At 70.4% G+C, this 18,021-nt stretch carries 17 protein-coding genes; 8 read left to right on the top strand and 9 right to left on the bottom strand.

What is annotated here, in order from left to right:
- The first annotated feature begins 112 nt into the window (after positions 1-112).
- From AB0L91_RS20235 to AB0L91_RS20225, 3 genes are all read left to right on the top strand, one after another.
- Positions 113-1,915: a multicopper oxidase domain-containing protein gene (locus tag AB0L91_RS20235; RefSeq protein ID WP_365011990.1), complete on the top strand. Its 1,803-nt coding sequence runs from the start codon at positions 113-115 to the stop codon at positions 1,913-1,915.
- Between the two features lie 165 nt (positions 1,916-2,080).
- Entirely contained in the window at positions 2,081-3,319 is a 1,239-nt protein-coding gene (locus AB0L91_RS20230; RefSeq protein WP_365013646.1) for an oxygenase MpaB family protein, read from the top strand.
- A 17-nt stretch (positions 3,320-3,336) separates the two neighbouring features.
- Positions 3,337-4,398 (top strand): lipocalin-like domain-containing protein, encoded by a 1,062-nt coding sequence (locus AB0L91_RS20225; RefSeq protein ID WP_365011988.1) that lies wholly within the window; start codon positions 3,337-3,339, stop codon positions 4,396-4,398.
- Positions 4,399-4,405: 7 nt separating this feature from the next.
- On the opposite strand, the gene AB0L91_RS20220 is transcribed toward AB0L91_RS20225, so the two are convergent.
- Positions 4,406-5,032 carry a TetR/AcrR family transcriptional regulator gene (locus tag AB0L91_RS20220; RefSeq protein WP_357346861.1) on the bottom strand — a complete coding sequence of 209 codons (627 nt, stop codon included), beginning with the start codon at positions 5,030-5,032 and terminating at the stop codon, positions 4,406-4,408.
- Between the two features lie 103 nt (positions 5,033-5,135).
- Between AB0L91_RS20220 and AB0L91_RS20215 the strand changes: the two genes are divergently transcribed.
- Positions 5,136-5,522: a VOC family protein gene (locus AB0L91_RS20215; protein ID WP_365011986.1), complete on the top strand. Its 387-nt coding sequence runs from the start codon at positions 5,136-5,138 to the stop codon at positions 5,520-5,522.
- A 7-nt stretch (positions 5,523-5,529) separates the two neighbouring features.
- Here the strand turns inward: AB0L91_RS20215 and AB0L91_RS20210 are convergent, their stop codons facing one another.
- Positions 5,530-7,173, bottom strand: a complete 1,644-nt coding sequence (locus AB0L91_RS20210) for an FAD-dependent monooxygenase (RefSeq protein ID WP_365011985.1) — start codon at positions 7,171-7,173, stop codon at positions 5,530-5,532.
- 177 nt (positions 7,174-7,350) lie between these two features.
- On the opposite strand from AB0L91_RS20210, the gene AB0L91_RS20205 reads away from it, so the two are divergent.
- Positions 7,351-7,518, top strand: a complete 168-nt coding sequence (locus AB0L91_RS20205; RefSeq protein ID WP_357347548.1) for a CsbD family protein — start codon at positions 7,351-7,353, stop codon at positions 7,516-7,518.
- An 83-nt stretch (positions 7,519-7,601) separates the two neighbouring features.
- Here the strand turns inward: AB0L91_RS20205 and AB0L91_RS20200 are convergent, their stop codons facing one another.
- The 5 genes from AB0L91_RS20200 to AB0L91_RS20180 are packed head-to-tail and all read right to left on the bottom strand — an operon-like array spanning position 7,602 to position 12,441.
- A complete protein-coding gene (locus AB0L91_RS20200; RefSeq protein WP_365011983.1) occupies positions 7,602-8,681 on the bottom strand; it encodes a phosphotransferase family protein in 1,080 nt (359 codons plus the stop codon).
- Positions 8,678-9,427 carry an SDR family oxidoreductase gene (locus AB0L91_RS20195; protein ID WP_365011982.1) on the bottom strand — a complete coding sequence of 250 codons (750 nt, stop codon included), beginning with the start codon at positions 9,425-9,427 and terminating at the stop codon, positions 8,678-8,680. Before AB0L91_RS20195 ends, AB0L91_RS20200 begins: the two co-directional genes overlap by 4 nt.
- A complete protein-coding gene (locus tag AB0L91_RS20190; protein WP_365011981.1) occupies positions 9,424-10,215 on the bottom strand; it encodes an SDR family NAD(P)-dependent oxidoreductase in 792 nt (263 codons plus the stop codon). The genes AB0L91_RS20195 and AB0L91_RS20190 overlap by 4 nt, the downstream gene beginning before the upstream one ends.
- Position 10,216: 1 nt before the next feature.
- Positions 10,217-11,476 (bottom strand): acyl-CoA dehydrogenase family protein, encoded by a 1,260-nt coding sequence (locus AB0L91_RS20185; RefSeq protein ID WP_365011979.1) that lies wholly within the window; start codon positions 11,474-11,476, stop codon positions 10,217-10,219.
- Positions 11,477-11,523: 47 nt separating this feature from the next.
- On the bottom strand, positions 11,524-12,441 hold the full coding sequence (locus AB0L91_RS20180; protein ID WP_365011978.1) for an SMP-30/gluconolactonase/LRE family protein: 918 nt from the start codon (positions 12,439-12,441) through the stop codon (positions 11,524-11,526).
- A gap of 211 nt (positions 12,442-12,652) precedes the next feature.
- Between AB0L91_RS20180 and AB0L91_RS20175 the strand changes: the two genes are divergently transcribed.
- The 3 genes from AB0L91_RS20175 (at position 12,653) to AB0L91_RS20165 (ending at position 16,044) form a co-directional block, all read left to right on the top strand.
- Positions 12,653-13,840 carry a helix-turn-helix domain-containing protein gene (locus AB0L91_RS20175; RefSeq protein WP_365011977.1) on the top strand — a complete coding sequence of 396 codons (1,188 nt, stop codon included), beginning with the start codon at positions 12,653-12,655 and terminating at the stop codon, positions 13,838-13,840.
- A gap of 47 nt (positions 13,841-13,887) precedes the next feature.
- Positions 13,888-14,436, top strand: a complete 549-nt coding sequence (locus AB0L91_RS20170) for a nitroreductase family deazaflavin-dependent oxidoreductase (protein ID WP_365011976.1) — start codon at positions 13,888-13,890, stop codon at positions 14,434-14,436.
- A gap of 72 nt (positions 14,437-14,508) precedes the next feature.
- Complete coding sequence (locus AB0L91_RS20165) at positions 14,509-16,044, top strand: AMP-binding protein (protein WP_365011974.1); 1,536 nt, start codon at positions 14,509-14,511, stop codon at positions 16,042-16,044.
- On the opposite strand, the gene AB0L91_RS20160 is transcribed toward AB0L91_RS20165, so the two are convergent.
- Together AB0L91_RS20160 and AB0L91_RS20155 are read right to left on the bottom strand one after the other, a co-directional pair.
- A complete protein-coding gene (locus AB0L91_RS20160) occupies positions 16,045-16,899 on the bottom strand; it encodes an acyl-CoA thioesterase domain-containing protein (RefSeq protein ID WP_365011972.1) in 855 nt (284 codons plus the stop codon).
- A 251-nt stretch (positions 16,900-17,150) separates the two neighbouring features.
- The gene (locus AB0L91_RS20155; protein WP_365011970.1) at positions 17,151-17,948 is read right to left on the bottom strand and encodes an SAM-dependent methyltransferase; all 798 of its coding nucleotides are present in this window, start codon (positions 17,946-17,948) and stop codon (positions 17,151-17,153) included.
- Between the last annotated feature and the right edge of the window lie 73 nt (positions 17,949-18,021).

Genomic DNA, 18,021 nt, shown 5'->3' with positions numbered 1-18,021 from the left:
GAGGTGATGAACAGCTCGGTCCCGCCACATTCGATGAGGTACTGATAACTGTACCCAATGGTATGGTCGCACGGCGGTGCGTGCGACGGTGCAGCCCGGGAAGGGCTCGGCCATGGGATATCCGATCGAACGTCGTGGGTTTCTGCGTGCCGCCGGGGCTGGTCTGCTCGGCGCGGCGCTGCTCGAGACGTCGGCCGCCGCGGTGCCGCCGCGGGCGCGCAGTCCGCTGCTGTTCCCTTCCCCGAAGGTCGAACCGTTCGTGGACGAGCTGCCCCGATTGCCGGTGGTGCGCGGCGACCGGCTCGATCTGGTCGCGGCGACGACCTCCCATCGCTTCCATCGCGATCTGCCGGAATCGCCGGCGCTGGGCTACAACGGGTCGACCTACTTGGGGCCGACCGTCGAGCATCGGGCGGGCACGCCGCTGCGCCTGCGTTTCGCGAACCGGATGAGCGCCCATCCGCTGGCCGCCGACATGGACACCACCCTGCACGGTGTCGCCGAGAGCTTCCGGTCCGCGCCGCCGTCCTCGCTGCACCTGCACGGCGGAGTGACGCCGCCGGACAGCGACGGGCATCCGGAACAACTCGTCTATCCCGGCGGCGATCTCGACCACGACTTCCCGCTGGCGCAGGACGCGGGCCACCTCTGGTATCACGACCACGCGATGGGGATCACCCGCGTGAACGTCTACGCCGGACTCGCCGGAATGCTGCTGCTCCGCGACGACGTCGATACGGGTGCGCCCGGCAACCCGCTGGGTCTGCCCGCCGGGGAGTTCGAAGTGCCCCTCGTCTTGCAGGAGAAGCTGTTCACTGCCGACGGACGGCAATCGGTGCGCTCGACGCCGGTCGTTCCCCAAGGACGATGGGAAGGCGGGGCGGTCGGGGACGTCGGGGTGGTCAACGGCAAGATCTGGCCCTACCTACCGGTCGCGCGCGGTCTCTACCGCTTCCGGATGCTCAACGCGGCCTCGTTCAGTGTGTGGAATCTGTTCTTCGGCAACCGGATGCGGTTCTGGGTGATCGGCACCGAGCACGGACTGCTGGACGCGCCGGTCCCGGTACACGAGCTGCGGCTGGCGCCGGGGGAACGGGTGGACGTGCTGGTCGATTTCGCCGGACTGGCGCCAGGGGAGACCGTCGAGTTGTGCAACGACGAGGCCCCGGTCTTCCAGGCGGCGGTCCTCGGCGAAGTCGCGATGCCGGTGTTCTGCCAGTTCCGGGTACAGGATCGGCCCGGGTTCGTTGGTGGCGTGCCGGAGCGGTTGCGCGGCGGGGGATCTCGTCCCGCGGTGCTCCCGGCGCTCGCGACCCCGACGGTGGTCCGTCAGGTGACGGTGAGTCAGCCCTACGAGCTGCGGGTGCCGCCCGCGATCATGTCGCTGAACAATCTCACTTTCGCCAGCTCGGACATCGAGCGGCCGCGACAGGGCACCGTCGAGCAGTGGAACATCATCAACATCACACCCGACCCGCACCCGATCCACCTCCACCTGGTCACCTTCCGGATTCTCGGCCGGACGCCGCTGCGCACGGTCGACTACCAGCTGGCGCATCCGCAGCCGCCGATCGGGCAGAAGTGGGCGCCCTCGGCCGAGGGATTCCTGGCCGGTCCGATGGTGCCGCCGCAGCCGTGGGAAGCCGGCTGGAAGGACATCGTGCGGGTCGACGGCGGCACCGTCACCAGCATCATCGTCCGATTCCCCACCGCGGCCGAACTCGGCTTCGACCCCGACGCGACCTTCCCCCGCCGGAACGCGACCGAACTCGACGCCACGGATTCCCACGGCACGCACCGCACCGCCGACCACGGGGGCCACTCGCATGACGATCTGCAGGGCTACGTGTGGCACTGTCACCTGCTCGATCACGAGGATCACGACATGATGCTGAAGTACCGCATCGTGCCCTGACGCCCGCGTCCATACTTTCAGGTACGGATATGTGTTCTCCGTAGTATGGTCTGCTTATCGCGACAGCCGGGGAGCGAATTTCACGTCAGGAGCACGGCATTGGCCGAATTCGTCGACAGTCAGGTCCGATCCGACCCACCCCGGTCGGCGGTCGAGCGGCCACCGGTGCAGTGCCCCACCGCCTTCCGCTACTGGGAGGCACGCGGTACCGCGCGGGTGCGCCGGATCGAGCGCCTGTTCGCCACCGTGACCCGGCAGCGGTTGTTTCCCAGTGACGAACAAGCCGTGGCGCTGTGCGCGGACCTGTTCACCGGCGACCCGGTGGCCGAGCGGTTCGTCGCCGAGGTGAGCCACGGTGCGATCGGCGCGAAGGCCGGACGCCGGCTGCTGGACCGCGCGCTGGCCGAGGGCATCGACGCGGTGCCCGACGCTCCCGAATCCATGCGCGCGCTGTTCGCCGAGTTCGAGACCGTGCCCGAGTGGGTGGTGCCGGAGCTGGTGGAACAGGGTGCGGCCATCTGGCGGCGCTGGGGCACCATGCTGTTCAGTTTCGCCGGCGCCGAGACACTCGAGATGTACACCGAGGCGGCGGTCGCGACCCCGCTGTCGCTCGCCGGCGGCTACGCCGGGGACAGCGCCCTGCGCCGGTTCCTGGAGACCACCCGCTTCTGGATGGACGTCTCGGCCCCCGACGCGTTGCTCACCCCGGGCTCGGCCGGTCGCGCCACCGCGCTGAAGGTACGGGTCATGCACGTCTCGGTGCGGGCGAAGGTCGCCGGTCACCCCGAATGGGATATCGAACGGTGGGGTCTGCCGATCAGCCAGACCTACCAGATGCTGACGCTGCTCGGCGGCAGTGTGACGCCCGGCCTGGGACTCTGGGTACTGGGTTACCAGACCACGCCGTCGGAAATCCGTGCGCTGCTGCACTTCCAGAAGTACCTGGGGCACCTGCTCGGCGTGCGGTTGCGCTGGTACCCGGAGACCGTCCTGGACGCGCTGCGGGTGCTGGCCATGACGATCGTGTCGCGCTCCTACGACGCGGGACAGCACGGCACGGAACTGATCGAGTCCTACCCGGCGGCCTTCGCGCCCCGCGACGGTCACCGTGGCCTGACCCGGCTGCGCGAGAAGTACAACTACCGCATCAATTCCGTGTACTCCGCGATGTACATGGCGCCCGGTACCCGCCGGCGCTACACGATGCCGCCCGCGTTCCCGTGGATCGTCGTGCCGATCGTCCGGTTCCCGCTGATCACCGCCATGGAGGTCGCCCGCCGAGTCTGCCCGCCGTTCGCGCGGGTGCACGAGAAGGTGATGCTGTGGCATCGCGAGAACTGGTATCGCGCCCAGATGCAGGGCCGGGAAGCGGCCTTCGACGCCAGCGGCGCCCTGCGCCGATGAACTTACCGGAAGCAGCTATGACAAGCGACATCGTCGAAGTGTGGAACGGACCGGGACGCCGCGACGGTGTCCTGACAGCGGTCGAGCCACGGCACAACGGACTCCATCCCTCGCCGAGCAGGCTCGCCTTCGAGCACTGGTATTTCGACGCCCACCTCGACACCGGGCACGTGGTGATCGGCTTTCTCACCAAGCGCAGGCCCGAGGATCTGCCCACCGCGCGGCCGTGGGTCGAGATGATGGTCTACGCGCCCGACGGCACCCGCCGTCAGGTGTCGCGGCGCTATCCCCGCGCCGACACGTCGTTCTCGGCCGAAGCGTGCGATGTCCGCGTCGGCCACAACACCGCCCGCACCGAAACCGGATCCGACGGCCTGCCGGTCCATCACCTCTGGATGGCCGAGGACGGCATCGTCTTCGACCTGCGCTTCCACAACGAAGTGCCCAGCTGGATGCCCGGCAAGGGCGAAACCCGTTTCGGCACCAGGGATTCCTTCGGCTGGATGGTGGGCGCGCCCCGGGCCAGGGTGACCGGCGCGATCGAACTCGACGGCGTGCGTCACGAGGTCACCGGGCGTGGGTACCACGACCACAACTGGGGCGTCGGCGACATGAAGAAGATCATCGAGCGCTGGCACTGGGGACGGCTCTACGTCGAGGACTACTCCCTGCTGTTCGCCTCCGTCCTGACCCAGCAGCGCCGGGGCGGGCACGAGATCAGCCCGCTGATGCTGGCCCACCACGAGCAGATCGTGCTGTCCACCGGCGAGACCGTCCTCGCCGAGGGACCCGCGCGCTTCGACGCCACCGCCGGACGGACCTACCCCGAATGGGTGGAACTGACCGTGCCCGGCAGCCTCGAGCTGCGCCTGGACGTCGTGCGCGTCATCCACGCCCACGACCTGCTCGACGATGTCCCGGTGGCCCGGTCCCGGCTGATCAAACCGCTCGTGCACCGGCTGGTGGGGCATCCGGGCTATTTCCGGTTCGAGTCCACCTTCACGCTGGCCGTGCGCACCGGCGCGGGCACCGAGCACCGCACCGGGACGACCCTGCACGAACTGGTCGCGCTGACCTGACCAGCGGTCAGTCCGCGGACTCCGTGCTGGTGATGAACCGGAAGAACTCCCGGCGCTGATCCTCGGTCGGCACCGGGAGATTCTGGTTGCCGTGGACGAAGCCGATCCCGGCGAAACACATCAGGCCCGCCCGCATCTCGGCCTGATCGGCGGCGAAGCCCATCTCGACGAGCGTGTCGGACAGCGCGTGGAAGATCCGCTGATCGAGCGCCTTGACGGCCGCGGCCACCTCGGCGTTGGTGCGCGCCCAGTCCCGCACCGCGAGCTCGATCTGCCACACCCGCTCCGCGGTGAGCAGTTCGCCCATGCGGGCCAGCCGCTCGCGGGGCGGCAGTTCCTCGAGGCCCTGGAAGCCGCGCGCGGCATCGTTCTGATCGGCGCACCAGAACTGGGCCGTGGTCTGCAACAGCTGATCGATACCGTCGAAATGCCAGTAGAAACTGCCCTTGGTCACCCCGAGCTCATCGCACAACTTGGCGATCGTGATGCCGGCGACCCCATCGCGCAGCAGGACCCGCAGCGCCGCGTTCGTCCAGTCCTCGACCCCGAGCCTGCGTGCCGCGCGTCCGGCCGACGCCGCTTTGCGCTTGGACACCGGCGCGGTGGGTCGCGGGTCCTCGGCCCTGGGGGTCATCGTCGCCTTCCTGTCGCCATCACGCGTCAGCTTATCGCCCCGCGGGCCGGGCAGAGGGTGTCGTCCCCGGCCGTGGCTGCCGCTCGCGCGTAGGGTCGCTGGCATGGCCTGCCGGATCACCGAACTCGTCCTCGACTGCGCCGATCCGCAACGGCTGGCGGACTTCTGGTGCGAGATCCTCGGCTACGTCGAACTCGACCGGGACCAGGGCGACATCCAGATCGGCCCGCCCGGAACGGCGTTCGGCGGCCCGCAGCCCACCCTGCTGTTCAGCCGCAGCACGGAACCGAAGCGCGAGAAGCTGCGCTTGCACCTGGACGTGAATCCCACCGACCGCGATCAGGACGCGGAACTGCGGCGGCTGCTCGCCGCCGGGGCCCGACCGGTCGAGATCGGGCAAACCGGCGCCGAATCGTGGCACGTCCTGGCCGACCCGGAGGGCAACGAGTTCTGTCTGCTGCGCCGCCGGGTCGAGGACGGGGAGCACTGACCCACGCTCAGGCGGTCCCGGCGACACCCTCCGGCACGGGGGCGAAGATCGCGCCGAAGTAGCGGGTGAGGTCGTGCGCGGACGCCGGGCAGGCCGCGTATCCGAGATAGCCGTCGGGCCGGACGACGTACACCGCGCCGGGTCCGGCGTGGTACTGCCGGGCGAAGTCACCGTCGCGATCATGGATCACCGGCAGCACGGCCGCCGCCACGGCCGCGCCCGGCGCGGCGACGAGATAGGCGTCGAGCCGGTCGTCGGCCAGTTCCCGGAGCAGGTCGACACGGCTCTCGATCTCGTCGAGCATCGCGGCGTCGGCGGTGCTGTCCACGTAGCAGAGCACGGTGTGGTCCGGGCCGGTGAGCAAGGGGAACAACCGGAACGGCGAGGCCACCGCGTCGCGGGTCAGCCCGGTCGCGTCCGGGGCGCGGCTGCCCGCCGTCGGCGCCGGTGCGCCGACCGGGGAATCGAAGACGATGGGACTGTCGCGGTAGTCGATGAGCAGCTGGGCTTCGCGCAGCAGTACGTGCTCCGGGTCGGGGTCGCCCGCGCCGATGCCGTCCCTGGCATGGCGCACGGTGCGGCCGACGACCTCTTCGCCCACCGGCCTGCGCTCGGCGTCGTAGCTGGCCAGCAGCTGCGGCGCGGCCAGATCCGCGACCGCCAGCGCCAGTTTCCAGGCCAGGTTGTGCAAGTCCTGGATGCCGGTGTTCATACCCTGCGCGCCCGTGGGCGGATGGATGTGGGCGGCGTCGCCCGCGACGAAAACCCGTCCGCGACCGTAGGAGTCGACGATGCGGTGACTGATCCGGAACACCGAGGACCAGCGCAGGTGCGACGCGCGCACCGGCTCGGGCGACAACCGGTCCAGTACCGCCTGGATATCGGCCAATTCGGGTGCCGGACCACTGCCGAAGCCGTGCGCGACACCGTCGGCGCCCGCGCCGATCTCGAGTTCCGGGGGCACCCGCATCGAGACGCGGTAGCGGTGGCGGCCGGGCAGCGGGATGCACACCAGGACGTCGTCGGTGACGCCGTCGGTCTGGTGCATCGCCCGGACGCCGTAGCCGCGCGGTTGCGACCAGTCCAGTTCGACATCGCCGAGCATGTACTGCTCCGTGAACGCCGCGCCCTCGAAGGTGAGACCGAGGGTCTTGCGGACGATGCTGTGCGCGCCGTCGCAGCCGACGAGGTATCGCGTCCGCACCGTGTGCTCACCGTCGGGTCCGGCCAGCACGGCGTCGACGCCGTCGTCGTCCTGGGTGAACCCGGTCAGCGTCACCCCGCGTTCCACGTGCGTGCCCAGCGCGGCCAGCCGCTGCCAGAGAATTCGCTCGGTCTCGTACTGGGGCAGCCCGACGAAGGCGAACGGCACCTCGGGAGGCAGCGCCAGGTCGAGCCGCCCCGACTCGACGCCGTTGACGAAGACGAGCTGGCCGCGAATCAGGATCGCGGCGTCGAGGACGTCGCGGAGAACGCCCATCTGCTCGAACAGCTCCAGCGTGCGCGGCTGGATGCCGACCGCTTTGGCGTATCTGGGTGGGTGGGCCTGCGTGTCGACGACCCGGCAGCGCACCCCGCGCCGGACCAGTTCGACAGCGGCGGCCGTGCCCACCGGCCCGGCACCGACGACCAGCACATCCGTCTCGACCATGCGACATCACCTCGTTGGACTACCCCGCCTCAGTGTGTTCGCTGATCGTACGCCGGGGCATCCCGCGGCAGCATCCTCGTCCGTCGAGACTTCACGTGTTCCCTGGCGCAGCATCGTTGACACCGGGGAGAGCGCGGCGTTGACTTGGTTCTCACACAGCGAGGAACCGCCATGAGTATGCGCAAGAAGATCGCGAATTCGGTCGAGGCCAACAGGGGCCGGATCAAGAAGGTGTTCGGTCGAGCCACTGGAAATCGAAGCCTCGAGGCCGAAGGTCGGATCGAACAAGCCAAGGGCAACCTGAAGCAGTCCGCCGCGAAAATCAAAGACGCCTTCAGGAACTAGCTCCGGTGGGCCCCGGCCAGCCGCTGGGCGTCTCCCTGGTCAGCCCGGTGTTCGAGAAGAACGCCGGGCTGTGCGGCGGCAACTCACCTGGTACGGCGGATGACCGCGCGGCAGCGCCATTCCAGCAGCCGGACGGCGAGACCGAAGGAGCGGAAGGCCGGGTTGGTGGTCTGGCGGTGGTAGTAGCGGTAGTAGATCTGCTGGCAGATCACCGCCAGGCGGAACAGCCCGAAGACCTCGTAGAAGGCCCATTCGCGATCCGTGAGCCCGATTCCGGTCCGGCGACAGTAGTATTCGACCACCTCGTCGCGGGTGAGCATGCCGCGGGTGTGGGTGGGCTGGCGCCGGAAGAACTTGAAGGCGAGGTTGTCGTCGGCCTGGACCCAGTAGGCCAGGGCGCTGCCGAGGTCCATCAACGGGTCGCCGATGGTGGCCATCTCCCAGTCGAGCAACCCGATCGGCCGGGTGGGCTCGGCTGGGTCGAGCACGATGTTGTCGAAGCGGAAGTCGTTGTGGATCAGGGCTGTCGCGCGATCGGGTGGCTGGTGGGCGGCCAGCCACGACATGACCGACTCGAACGAACCGACGTTGCGGGTGCGGGCTCGGCGATAGCGGTCCGACCAGCCGGACACCTGCCGGGTGACATAGCCGGGGCCCTTGGACATCCAGTCCAGGCCCGCGGCGGTCGGATCGATGGCGTGCAGGTCGACCAGGACGTCGAGCACATTGGTGCACAGTGCGCGCACCCGCGGCGCCGTCCAGGCGGGTTCGGGCGGGAGCTCCTTGCGCGGGATGAGGCCGTCGAGCCGTTCCATCAGGTAGAACGGCGAGCCGAGCACGCTGTCGTCCTCGCACAGCGCCACCGTCGGCGGCGCGTAGTCGAACACCGGGCCGAGGGCGGTTTGCACGCGGTACTCGCGCGCCATGTCGTGCGCGCCGTCGGCGCGGTGCCCGCCGGGCGGCCTGCGCAGGATCAGCTCCCGCTCGGGGTACTGCACGAGATAGGTGAGATTGGAAGCGCCACCGGAGAATTGACGTACCTGCGGGAGCCCGGTGAGGGTTGCGCCGGTCTCGGTGCGCAGCCACGCCGCCAGGGCGGCGACATCGAAGGCGTCCTCGGCACGCACGGCGCGGGCGTCGGAACGGGTGGGGGACCGGGTCATGTCAGCCGCCGTAGCAGCGACACCGGCAGCCGCTTCACCACGACCGACAGGGGAACCCACGGCCACGCCGGGACGTAGGCGACGGATTTGCGCGCCTCGATCGCCCGCACCATCGCGGCGACGCCGGGTTCGGTGTCGACCATGAAGGTGGTGCGGCCCTCCTTGCGGTCGGTCATCTCCGATCGGATGTAGCCGGGGCAGATCAGCGAGATGTCCACGCCGGGAATGCGTTCCGAGCGCAGGCCTTCGGCGAGGGCGGCGACACCGGCCTTGCTCGCGGCGTAGACCGTCATCGACCGGCGCATGCCGCGCAGCGCGGAGAACGACGAGATGAGGACCAGGTGACCGCGACCCTGCGCCCGGAACGCCGCCAGCGCGTGCTCGCTCTGGGAGAGCGCGCCCACGAAATTGGTGAGCGCGGTCCGCCGGTTGGCCGCGTGCCCGCCGGTGCCCAGGGCGGCGCCGTGGCCGAGGCCCGCGTTGACGACGACCCGGTCGAGTGCACCGAACTCGGCCCGGAACTTCTCGAACACCGTCTGCACGGCGGCGTCGTCGGTGACATCGAGGGCGGCGGTGTGGACCACGATGCCGGGATGGGCGGCGACGAGTTCGTCGCGCAGGTCGTCGAGGCGGTCCACGCGGCGGGCGCAGAGGCCGAGATCGTAACCGCGCGCGGCGAATTGCCGCGCCATCTCGGCGCCGAGCCCGGCGCTGGCGCCGGTGATGACGATGGTGCCGGTGCTCATCGGGAAGTCTCCTTGTTCTCGGCCGCCGTGATGCGACGGCCCATCGTGGTCAGCTGCCGGTCGTAGAGCGGGCGCAGCAGGCGTTTCGTCCAGAAGGCCACGCGGCCGGACCGGTCGGTCAGGACGAGGAAGCGGCCGGCGTCGATGCCGGCGAGTGCGGTGGTGGCGATGGCATCGGCGTCGGCGGTCGCGCCGTCGATCAGGCGGCGGGCGATCTCGGACATCAGCGGGTCGGCGTCGCTCAGCGACGACGCCAGGTCGGTGCGGAAGAACGACGGGCACACCACCGAGACGGTGATGCCGTGCGGCGCCAGCTCGTAGCGCAGGCTCTCGCTGAGGGCGACGACCGCGGCCTTGGCGGCGGAATAGGGCGCCATCGCCGGTGGGTGCACGAGACCGGCCATCGAGGCGACATTGACCAGGTGACCGCTGCCTTGCGCCTGGAACATCGGGGTGAAGGTCCGGCACCCGGTCGCGGCACCGAGCACATTGACCGACATGACCCGGGCCCACTCCTCGGCGGGCACCCGGTCGATGCGCCCGCCCGCCGCGATGCCCGCGTTGTTGATCAGGATGTCGAGGCCGCCCAGGGTGGAGCGCACGGTGTCGCGGGCGCGGTCCCAGTCCTGCTCGGAGGTGATGTCCAGGCGCAGGTACGAGGCGCCCGCGGGGACCGGGGCGTCGTCGGCGAGATCGGTGACCACCACCCGGTCACCGCGGGCGGCGAAGAGTCGGGCCAGCGCGGCGCCCAGGCCGGACGCGCCGCCGGTGATCAGCACCCGTGCCACGTCAGCGCCCCTGCCCGTACTTGGCGAGCTCGAGCCGCCCGACCATGTCCAGATGTACCTCGTCGGGACCGTCGGCCAGCCGGATCGCCCGCGCGGTCGTCCAGGCGGCCGACAGCGGTACATCGTCGGACAGCCCGGCGCCGCCGTGGATCTGCATGGCGAAGTCGATGACGTGCTGCGCCATCGACGGCACGTGCGCTTTGATCTGGCTGATCTCGCTGAGCGCGCCGAACGCGCCGACGGTGTCGAGCTTCCAGGCCGCGTTGAGGACGAGCAGGCGCGCGGCGTCGATCGCGATGCGCGCCTGCGCGATCCGTTCCCGGTTGCCGCCGAGCCGGGCCAGCGGCTTGCCGAACGCGGTGCGGGTCGTCGCCCGCTCGCAGGCCGCGGCGAGCGCGGCCTCGGCCAGTCCGATCAGCCGCATACAGTGGTGGACGCGGCCGGGACCCAAACGGCCCTGGGCGATCTCGAAGGCGCGACCGGGGCCGAGCACGATGTTCGCGGCGGGCACGCGCACGTCGGTGAACGACACCTCACCGTGGCCGAACGGCTCGTCGTAGCGGCCCATCGCGGGCAGCATCCGCTCGATCCGCACCCCGGGAGTGTCGACCGGGACCAGCACCATCGTGTGCCTGCGATGCTTCTCGGCGTCGGGGTAGGTCAGGCCCATGAAGATGATGAGCGCGCAGTCGCGATGGCCGATGCCGGTGGTCCACCACTTGCGGCCGTTCACGACGACGTCTTCGCCGTCGAGGACGGCGGTGGCGGCCATATTGGTGGCGTCGGAGGACGCGACGTCGGGTTCGGTCATCCCGAAGGCGGACCGGATGCCGCCGTCGAGCAGCGGTTCGAGCCATCGCTGCCGCTGCGCGGCGTCGCCGTACTGCAGCAGGACCTCCATGTTCCCGGAATCCGGTGCGTTGCAGTTGAAGACGTACGGCGCCAGGAACGAGCGCCCGGTCTCCTCGGCGATCGGGGCGTAGTCGACATTGGTGAGGCCGGTGCCGCCGTCGGTGCCGAAGCGGGCGGCGTACTCGCCGGCGTGGGCGGCGGGCAGGAACAGATTCCACAGTCCGGCCGCGCGTGCCTTGGTGCGCAGGTCGGCGAGCACGGGCAGGGGGTCCCACGGGTCGGCGCCGGTCTCACGCAGCGCGGCCACAGCGCGGTGGTAGTCCGCCTCGATCGGGGCGATCTCCTCGGCGATGAAGCCGCGTACTCGGCCTGCGAGATCGGTGGCGCGGGCACTGGGTGCGAAGTCCATGTCTCTGCTTTCGGGGAAAGGGGAACGGGTGGTGATCTCGCCGGTGGTCAGGCGGGGAGGTGGGTGATCGCGAGGGCGGTTTCGTCCAGGCTCCCGAGCACGAGCGTGCCGTGCGCCTCGGCGACGCCGGTGACCATCGCGTAGTCCGCGCCGTCGCGCTGCAGGTCGTGGACGATGGTCCCGTCCGGGTCGACCGCGATCACCCAGGCGGTGCGGACCGGGCGCGGCTTGAGCCGATCGGGCACCTGCCACAACAGTTGTCGCAGGAGGGGCGGGGTCGGCAGCAGCAGATCGAGCAGTGGATTGCGGGGGGAGGCCAGGGTGACCCAGATCAGTCCGTCGGAACCGAGGGCGATGTTGTCGGGGAATCCGGGCAGATTGTCGACCAGTACCTCGTGGGTTCCGGCCTTCGGGCCGCGCAGCCAGTAGCGGTTGAGCCGGTAGGCCGCCGTCTCGGCGACGATCAGCGCGTCCTGGTCGGGGGTGAAGGCGACGCCGTTGGCGTACTGGAGACCGTCGAGCAGGGTCTCGGTCGTTCCATCGGGGGAGTACCGGAACAGGCGGCCGGTGCCGGAGTGCTCCATGAGATCGCCCATCCACAGGTCCAGCGGCCAGCGGCGGGAGGACGCGGTGAAATAGACGGTGCCGTCGCGAGGGTCCCGCACGACATTGCTGGCCATGTTCACCGGGCCGTCGTCGACGGCAGCCACCAGGACCTCGAGTTCGGTCCCGGTCCAGCGCAGCAGGCCGCGGTGGGCGTCGCAGACGAGCAGGGTCCCGTCGGCGACCGCGCACAGGCCCAGCGGACGTCCGCCGGTGTGCGTGACCGTCTCGACGGTTCCGGTGGCGAGGTCGACGCGCAGGATCCGGCCGTCGGCGAGGCCGGTGTAGACGAGGCCGTCGGCACCGATCACCACGTCTTCGGGGCCCGCGCCGGGGAGCTCGATCCGCCGGATCGCGGGCATCGGCGGCGTACTCCGGCGCTGCGCGGCCCTGCGTGTCGCCGTCGGTGGCGACCAGCGCACCGGCGTCATCCGAGGTCCCGACCGAGCACCGACGACCATGCGTGCCTCCCCTGTGATCGAGCGCCGCCCACTGCCGCGCTCTGTGCACATGCCATTCTGAGCCCCGGTCAGCGACGTTGAAATAGGCGCGCCACCCGAGTTGACTGTGCGTATGCACACCACTCCGCCGATGCCCGCGCTCGAGCTCGGACCACGGCGGCGCAAGGCCGCGGCCCGGGTGGCCGCGCTGATCGCGGAGGTCGATCCGGAACTCAACGAGATGGCCGCCGACCTGACGCGCCTCTACCGCGACAGCATCCCGGTCTACGACCAGGTCGACGCGGGCTCGATCGAGACCAACACCCGGGCCGTGCTGCGCATCGTGGTCGGGCAACTGGGCGAGGACGACGCCGCGCAGGCGGGGTTCGACGAGCTCACCACCCTGGCCAGATCCTGGGCCGACCAGCAGATCCCGCTGGATCTGGTGGCGCACAGCCTGCAGATCGGCGCGCGCCGGATCTTCGAGCTGATCCGCCGCCGGGCCGCCGCGCACGGGGTGCCCGCCGCCGAGATCGACGAGATGCAGGACCTCACCTGGGAATGGGCGACCGCGTCCGCCACCGCGATCCACCGGGTGCTGCGGGAACGGGCGGTGACCGGGGCCGCGCGGCGGGCCGACTTCCTGCGCAGCCTCGTCGACGGCACGGTCGCCCCGGCGGTCCTGCGCGCCGAGGCGCGCGAGCACCGGCTCGATCTCGCGCACCGGTACCGGATCGCCTGTGCCGCGTGGAACGGCACGGCCGCGGCCACGGAGCTGCTCGCCGCCCTGCGGGCACGCGGTTCGACGACGCGACTGCCGGTCGTGGACACGGTCGTGGATCAGCACCTGGTCGCCCTGCTGCCGCGGACCCCGGACACGCTGCCGGAGGGCAGCCTGGTCGCCGTGGGATCCGCGGTACCGCTCGGTGACGCCGCGACGTCCTACCGGGAGGCGCGTCGCGCGTTCGATCTCGCGATGCGGCATGGCAGGAGCGGCCTGGTCGATCTCGGATCGCTGGGGCCGCTCCCGCTGCTCGGGGAGGCCGAGGACATCGCGCGGCTGCTCGCGGACAAGCACCTGGCGCCGCTGCGCCGCCACGGCGGAGCCGACGAGATCCTCGGCACGGTCGGGACCTACCTCGACTGCGACCAGCGCATCGACGACACGGCGGCCCGGCTGTACCTGCACCGCAATACCGTCCGCAATCGGCTCACCCGCTTCGCCGAGCTCACCGGCCTCGACCTCGGCCGGACCGACGATCTCATCGTCGCGTGGTGGCTGCTGCACCGCGATCCCGGCGCGCACCCGCCGTCGCGCTGACCGGCGAAGCGGCGACGCTCCCGGGCCGGTGCGCGCATGATGGACAGATGGACGAGGCAGCGGAGCAGCGCGCCCGTCAGGCGGCGGCGCAGGCGGAAGTCGGCAAGCACGGTCGGCTGATCCGCGGTCCGCGCGACGGCAAGCTGCTCAGCGCCGGGATGCTGCCGTGGTTCCGGCTGCGCGTCCCCCGTGGCTACGGCATCCTCACGACCACCGGACGCAAGACCGGCCTGCCCCGCCCGAAGTGCGTGCGGGTGATGCGGGCCGGTGATCGGGCGTATCTGGTGCAGCTGATGCCGCCCCAGGTCACCCTCGACCGGCCGCAGGCGGTCAACGCGTGGCTGCGCAATGTTCGCGCCGATCCTCGCGTCACCCTGGAACTGCGCGACGGCACCCACCACGGCACGGCCAGGGAGATCTCCGATCCGGCGGAGCTCGAGGTCGCCCGCGCGCTGCTGTGCGACACCGTGGTCCCGGTCGATGTCGGTGAGTGCGCGCTCCACCTGCGCGGCCTGCCTTCGCGCGCGAAGATCCGTGCGCTGCACGAGTACTGGTTCCGCACCGGGCGCGCCGTCGCCATCGACCTGGCGACCTGAGTCACGCGGAACCGTCCCCGCTCCGGGGTCCGGATACGCTGAGGGACACCGACTCCCGAGGCGAAGGTAGCGATGGCCGACACCGCGACTCCGATCATCCGCTGCGGCGACCGGGTGCGTGCCCAGCCCGACGCGCACGACCGGGCGGGCCGTCTGGCCGCGGCACTGCTCGCCGTCGGCGTCGGCCGTGGGGACCGCGTCGCGGTGCTGGCCCGCAACGACATCGAATTCCTCGAGGTGTCGCTGGCCATCGCGTCGGCGGGCGGGAACCCGGTGCCGATCAATACCCGCTGGCGGGCGGGCGAGGTCGCCCATGTGCTCGCCGACTGCGCCCCGCGCGTGATCTTCGCGCACACCGAGTTCGTCGCCACGGTCGAGGACGCCCGCGACCGCGCGGGCAGCACGGCCCGGATCGTCGAGATCGCCATGCCGGCGACGACACTGTCCGAGGCCGGGCTCGACCCCGCGCTGTCGGTGCCGACGGGCAGGCATCCGCTCCTGGCGGAGTGGATCGCCGACCACCCCGAGCCGGTCGGCTATCTCGACGGCGCCGTGGCCGATTCGATGGGGCTGATCTACACCTCCGGCACCACCGGCACCCCGAAGGGCGTGCTGCGCGAACGGATGACGCCGCACCAGCTGCTGTCCATCGCGGGCGGCATCGCGCAGCGGATGGGGGTGACCCCCGGCGGCCGGATCCTGGTGGCCGGGCCGATGTATCACACCTCGCCGAACGCGGTGGCCGTGCTCGCGCTGCGGATGGGCACCGACATCACCATCATGCCGCGCTGGGACGGCGAACGATTCCTGCGGCTGGTGCAGCGGCATCGCATCCAGCAGGCCAAGATCGTGCCGACGATGCTGTCCCGGCTGTTGTCGTTACCCGCCGAGGTGCGCGAGCGCTACGACACCAGCAGCCTCACCCACCTGATCCATTCGGCGGCGCCGTGCCCGCCCGCGATCAAACGGGCCGCGATCGACTGGTTCGGCGATGCGGTGATCGAGTACTTCGGCAGTACAGAGACCGGCACCATCACCTGGATCGGCGCCGCGGAATGGCTGGCACGGCCCGGCAGCGTGGGGCGTCCAGCCGACGGGTCGGCGGTCGCGATCCTGGACGAGGACGGCGCGGAACTGCCCGCCGGGCAGCCGGGGCGGGTGTTCGTCCGGGGCGCCGACTACTGGCCGCGTTTCGACTACCTGCACCGGGCCGGATCGGCGGTCACCCACAACGATCTGCTGTGGGTCGGCGACACCGGATATCTCGACGCCGACGGCTACCTGTTCCTGACCGGGCGATCCAGCGAGGTGGTGATCCGGGGCGGGGTGAACATCTACCCGGCCGAGATCGAGAATGCGGCCATGACACTGCCGGGCGTGGAGGACGCCGCCGCGGTCGGCGTGCCGTCCGGCGACGACCTCGGCGAGGCGCTGGCGCTGTACCTCGTCGCCCGTCCCGGCCACGATCTCGATCCCGACGAGGTCGCGGCGGCGCTGTCCGGGGAGCTGGCGGCTTACAAGCTGCCCTCGCGGATCCGCGTCGTGGCCGAGCTCCCGCGCGACGATTCCGGCAAGCTCTACAGGCGGGAACTACGCGCCGCGCCGTGATCAGCCCGCCTCGGCGGCCCCGGCCCGCGCCAGCGTCCCGATGACGCTCAGATCGGCGGCACCGCGTGCGTTGGCGAGGGAGCTGACCGTCGTGGTGCCGAACACCCCCTTGCGGTCGTAGACCGCGGCCGTGCCGATCACGATGCCGTCCTCGGCCAGCCGATCGAGGCAGAGCAACCCGGCCTCGTTGCCCTCCGGCAGGCGGGTCAGCGTGAGTGTGGCGTCGGCATTGATGTATTCGAGGCCGTTGCTGCCGAGATTGGCGATCACATTGGTCACGTCGGCCAGTCCGGCGACGAACTGGAACGGCGTCGGCTCTTCGCCGGCGACCACCGCGATGGGCTGGTGCCAGATTCCGGTGCGGCCCACATTGTGGTGGGTGCGCGGGTCCGGTCCCCAGCCCGCGTCCTCGCTGAAGTAGACCCGATTCCGGCCGGGTTCGGGGAGCCGATCGGTGGGCGGGGGATCGGCGATGGTGCCGGGTGACCAGCAGACGCCCTGTGGATCGACCCCGGGCCGCAGGTACAGCGCGCCGGCGCGGGCGACCGGTCGGTCGTCCTGGATCAGCACGGCGTCGAAGAGCGAGAGCCTGCGGCCGTCGCGCACCACGGTGACGCGAATGCGGCAGGGGCGCAGGAAGACCGGGCGGAACAGGTCGAGTGTCCATCGGACCGGCCGCAGATCGGTCCGGCCCTTGGCCGCGACCTCACGTTCGACCGCGCGGGCCAGTGCCGCGCCGACGGCCATGCCGCGGAGTTGTCCGCCCTCCCAGCCGGCGACCGCCTCGGGCTCCGGGATCAGGATCTCGGTCTGCGTGCGGACCTCGGTCGTCACACGAAAGAATGCTTGGCTCACCGGCGGGCTCCCTTGTGGCATAGGCGATCTCGCTCCACACGCGGCATCGGTGGCGCTCGACTCACAGATGGTCCCCGGGGCGAGTCGGCGGTCTCCTCATCTTTGCTTCCGCTCTTCGCCGTTCGCTACCCCGACCATCGGATGTCACATGAATGTTTCTGTACTGAAACATCATTCGCCGGACAAGCGGTCCCCGTCACCACCGGCAGGGCGGCTGGTGGTGGCGCGCTGCCGGTGGTGGCCGGTGGGGTTCAGGGTTTGCGTGCCACGGCGCCGTAAGCCGAGATCGGCAGCACCTCGCCCACCTCGACGGTGTCGTGGCGCCACTGGGTGATCGACACGAAGCCGGGGTCGACCAGTTCCAGGCCGTCGAACACCGCGCGGATCTGCGCCTGCGGCCGGGGAATGTAGGGGGTGCCGCCGGTGCCGGTGTAGTTCTCGCACAGCGTGACATAGGCCTCGCTGTCGTCGGAGCCGTCCCACATGATCAGGTAACTGCCCGAAGGCACCTCGCCGACCACGGTCCGCACGATCCGGAGCAGGTCGTCGTAGGTCCGGGCATGGCCGAGCACGCCCATGAACATCACCGCGATCGGCTCGTTGAAGTTGAGGACGTTGCGCGCGTCGGCGACGATCTGCTCGGGGTTGTGGAAGTCGGCGTCGATGTAGGTGGTGACGCCTTCGGGAGTGGTGCTGCGCAGCAGGGCCCGGGCGTGGGTCAGCACCAGCGGGTCGTTGTCGACGTAGACGATGCGCGCGTCGGCGGTGATGCCCTGGGCGACCTCGTGGGTGTTCTGCATGGTCGGCAGACCGGTGCCGATGTCGAGGAACTGGCGGATGCCGCGCTCGCGGGCGAGGAAGCCGACGGCGCGGATCAGGAACTGGCGCGACTGCACGGCCATGGTGGAGATGTCGGGGTCGACGGCCAGTCCGGCGTCACCGGCGATCTGGTCGATCTCGTAGTTGTCCTGGCCACCCATCCAGTAGTTCCAGATCCGGGCGGAGTGGGGGATGTCGGTCCGGATCACCGGGGTATCGGTTTCGGTCATGAACCTGGCTCCTCAGCAGAGTTCGACGGCGTCAGTCACCCGGACGAGCAGTGCTGACGGTAGGCAGCTTCTG

The organism is Nocardia sp. NPDC051833, from assembly GCF_040681225.1.
GTDB lineage: Bacteria > Actinomycetota > Actinomycetes > Mycobacteriales > Mycobacteriaceae > Nocardia.
Note: the sequence above shows the minus strand (reverse complement) of the source record. Positions and strands in the feature narration are given on the sequence as shown.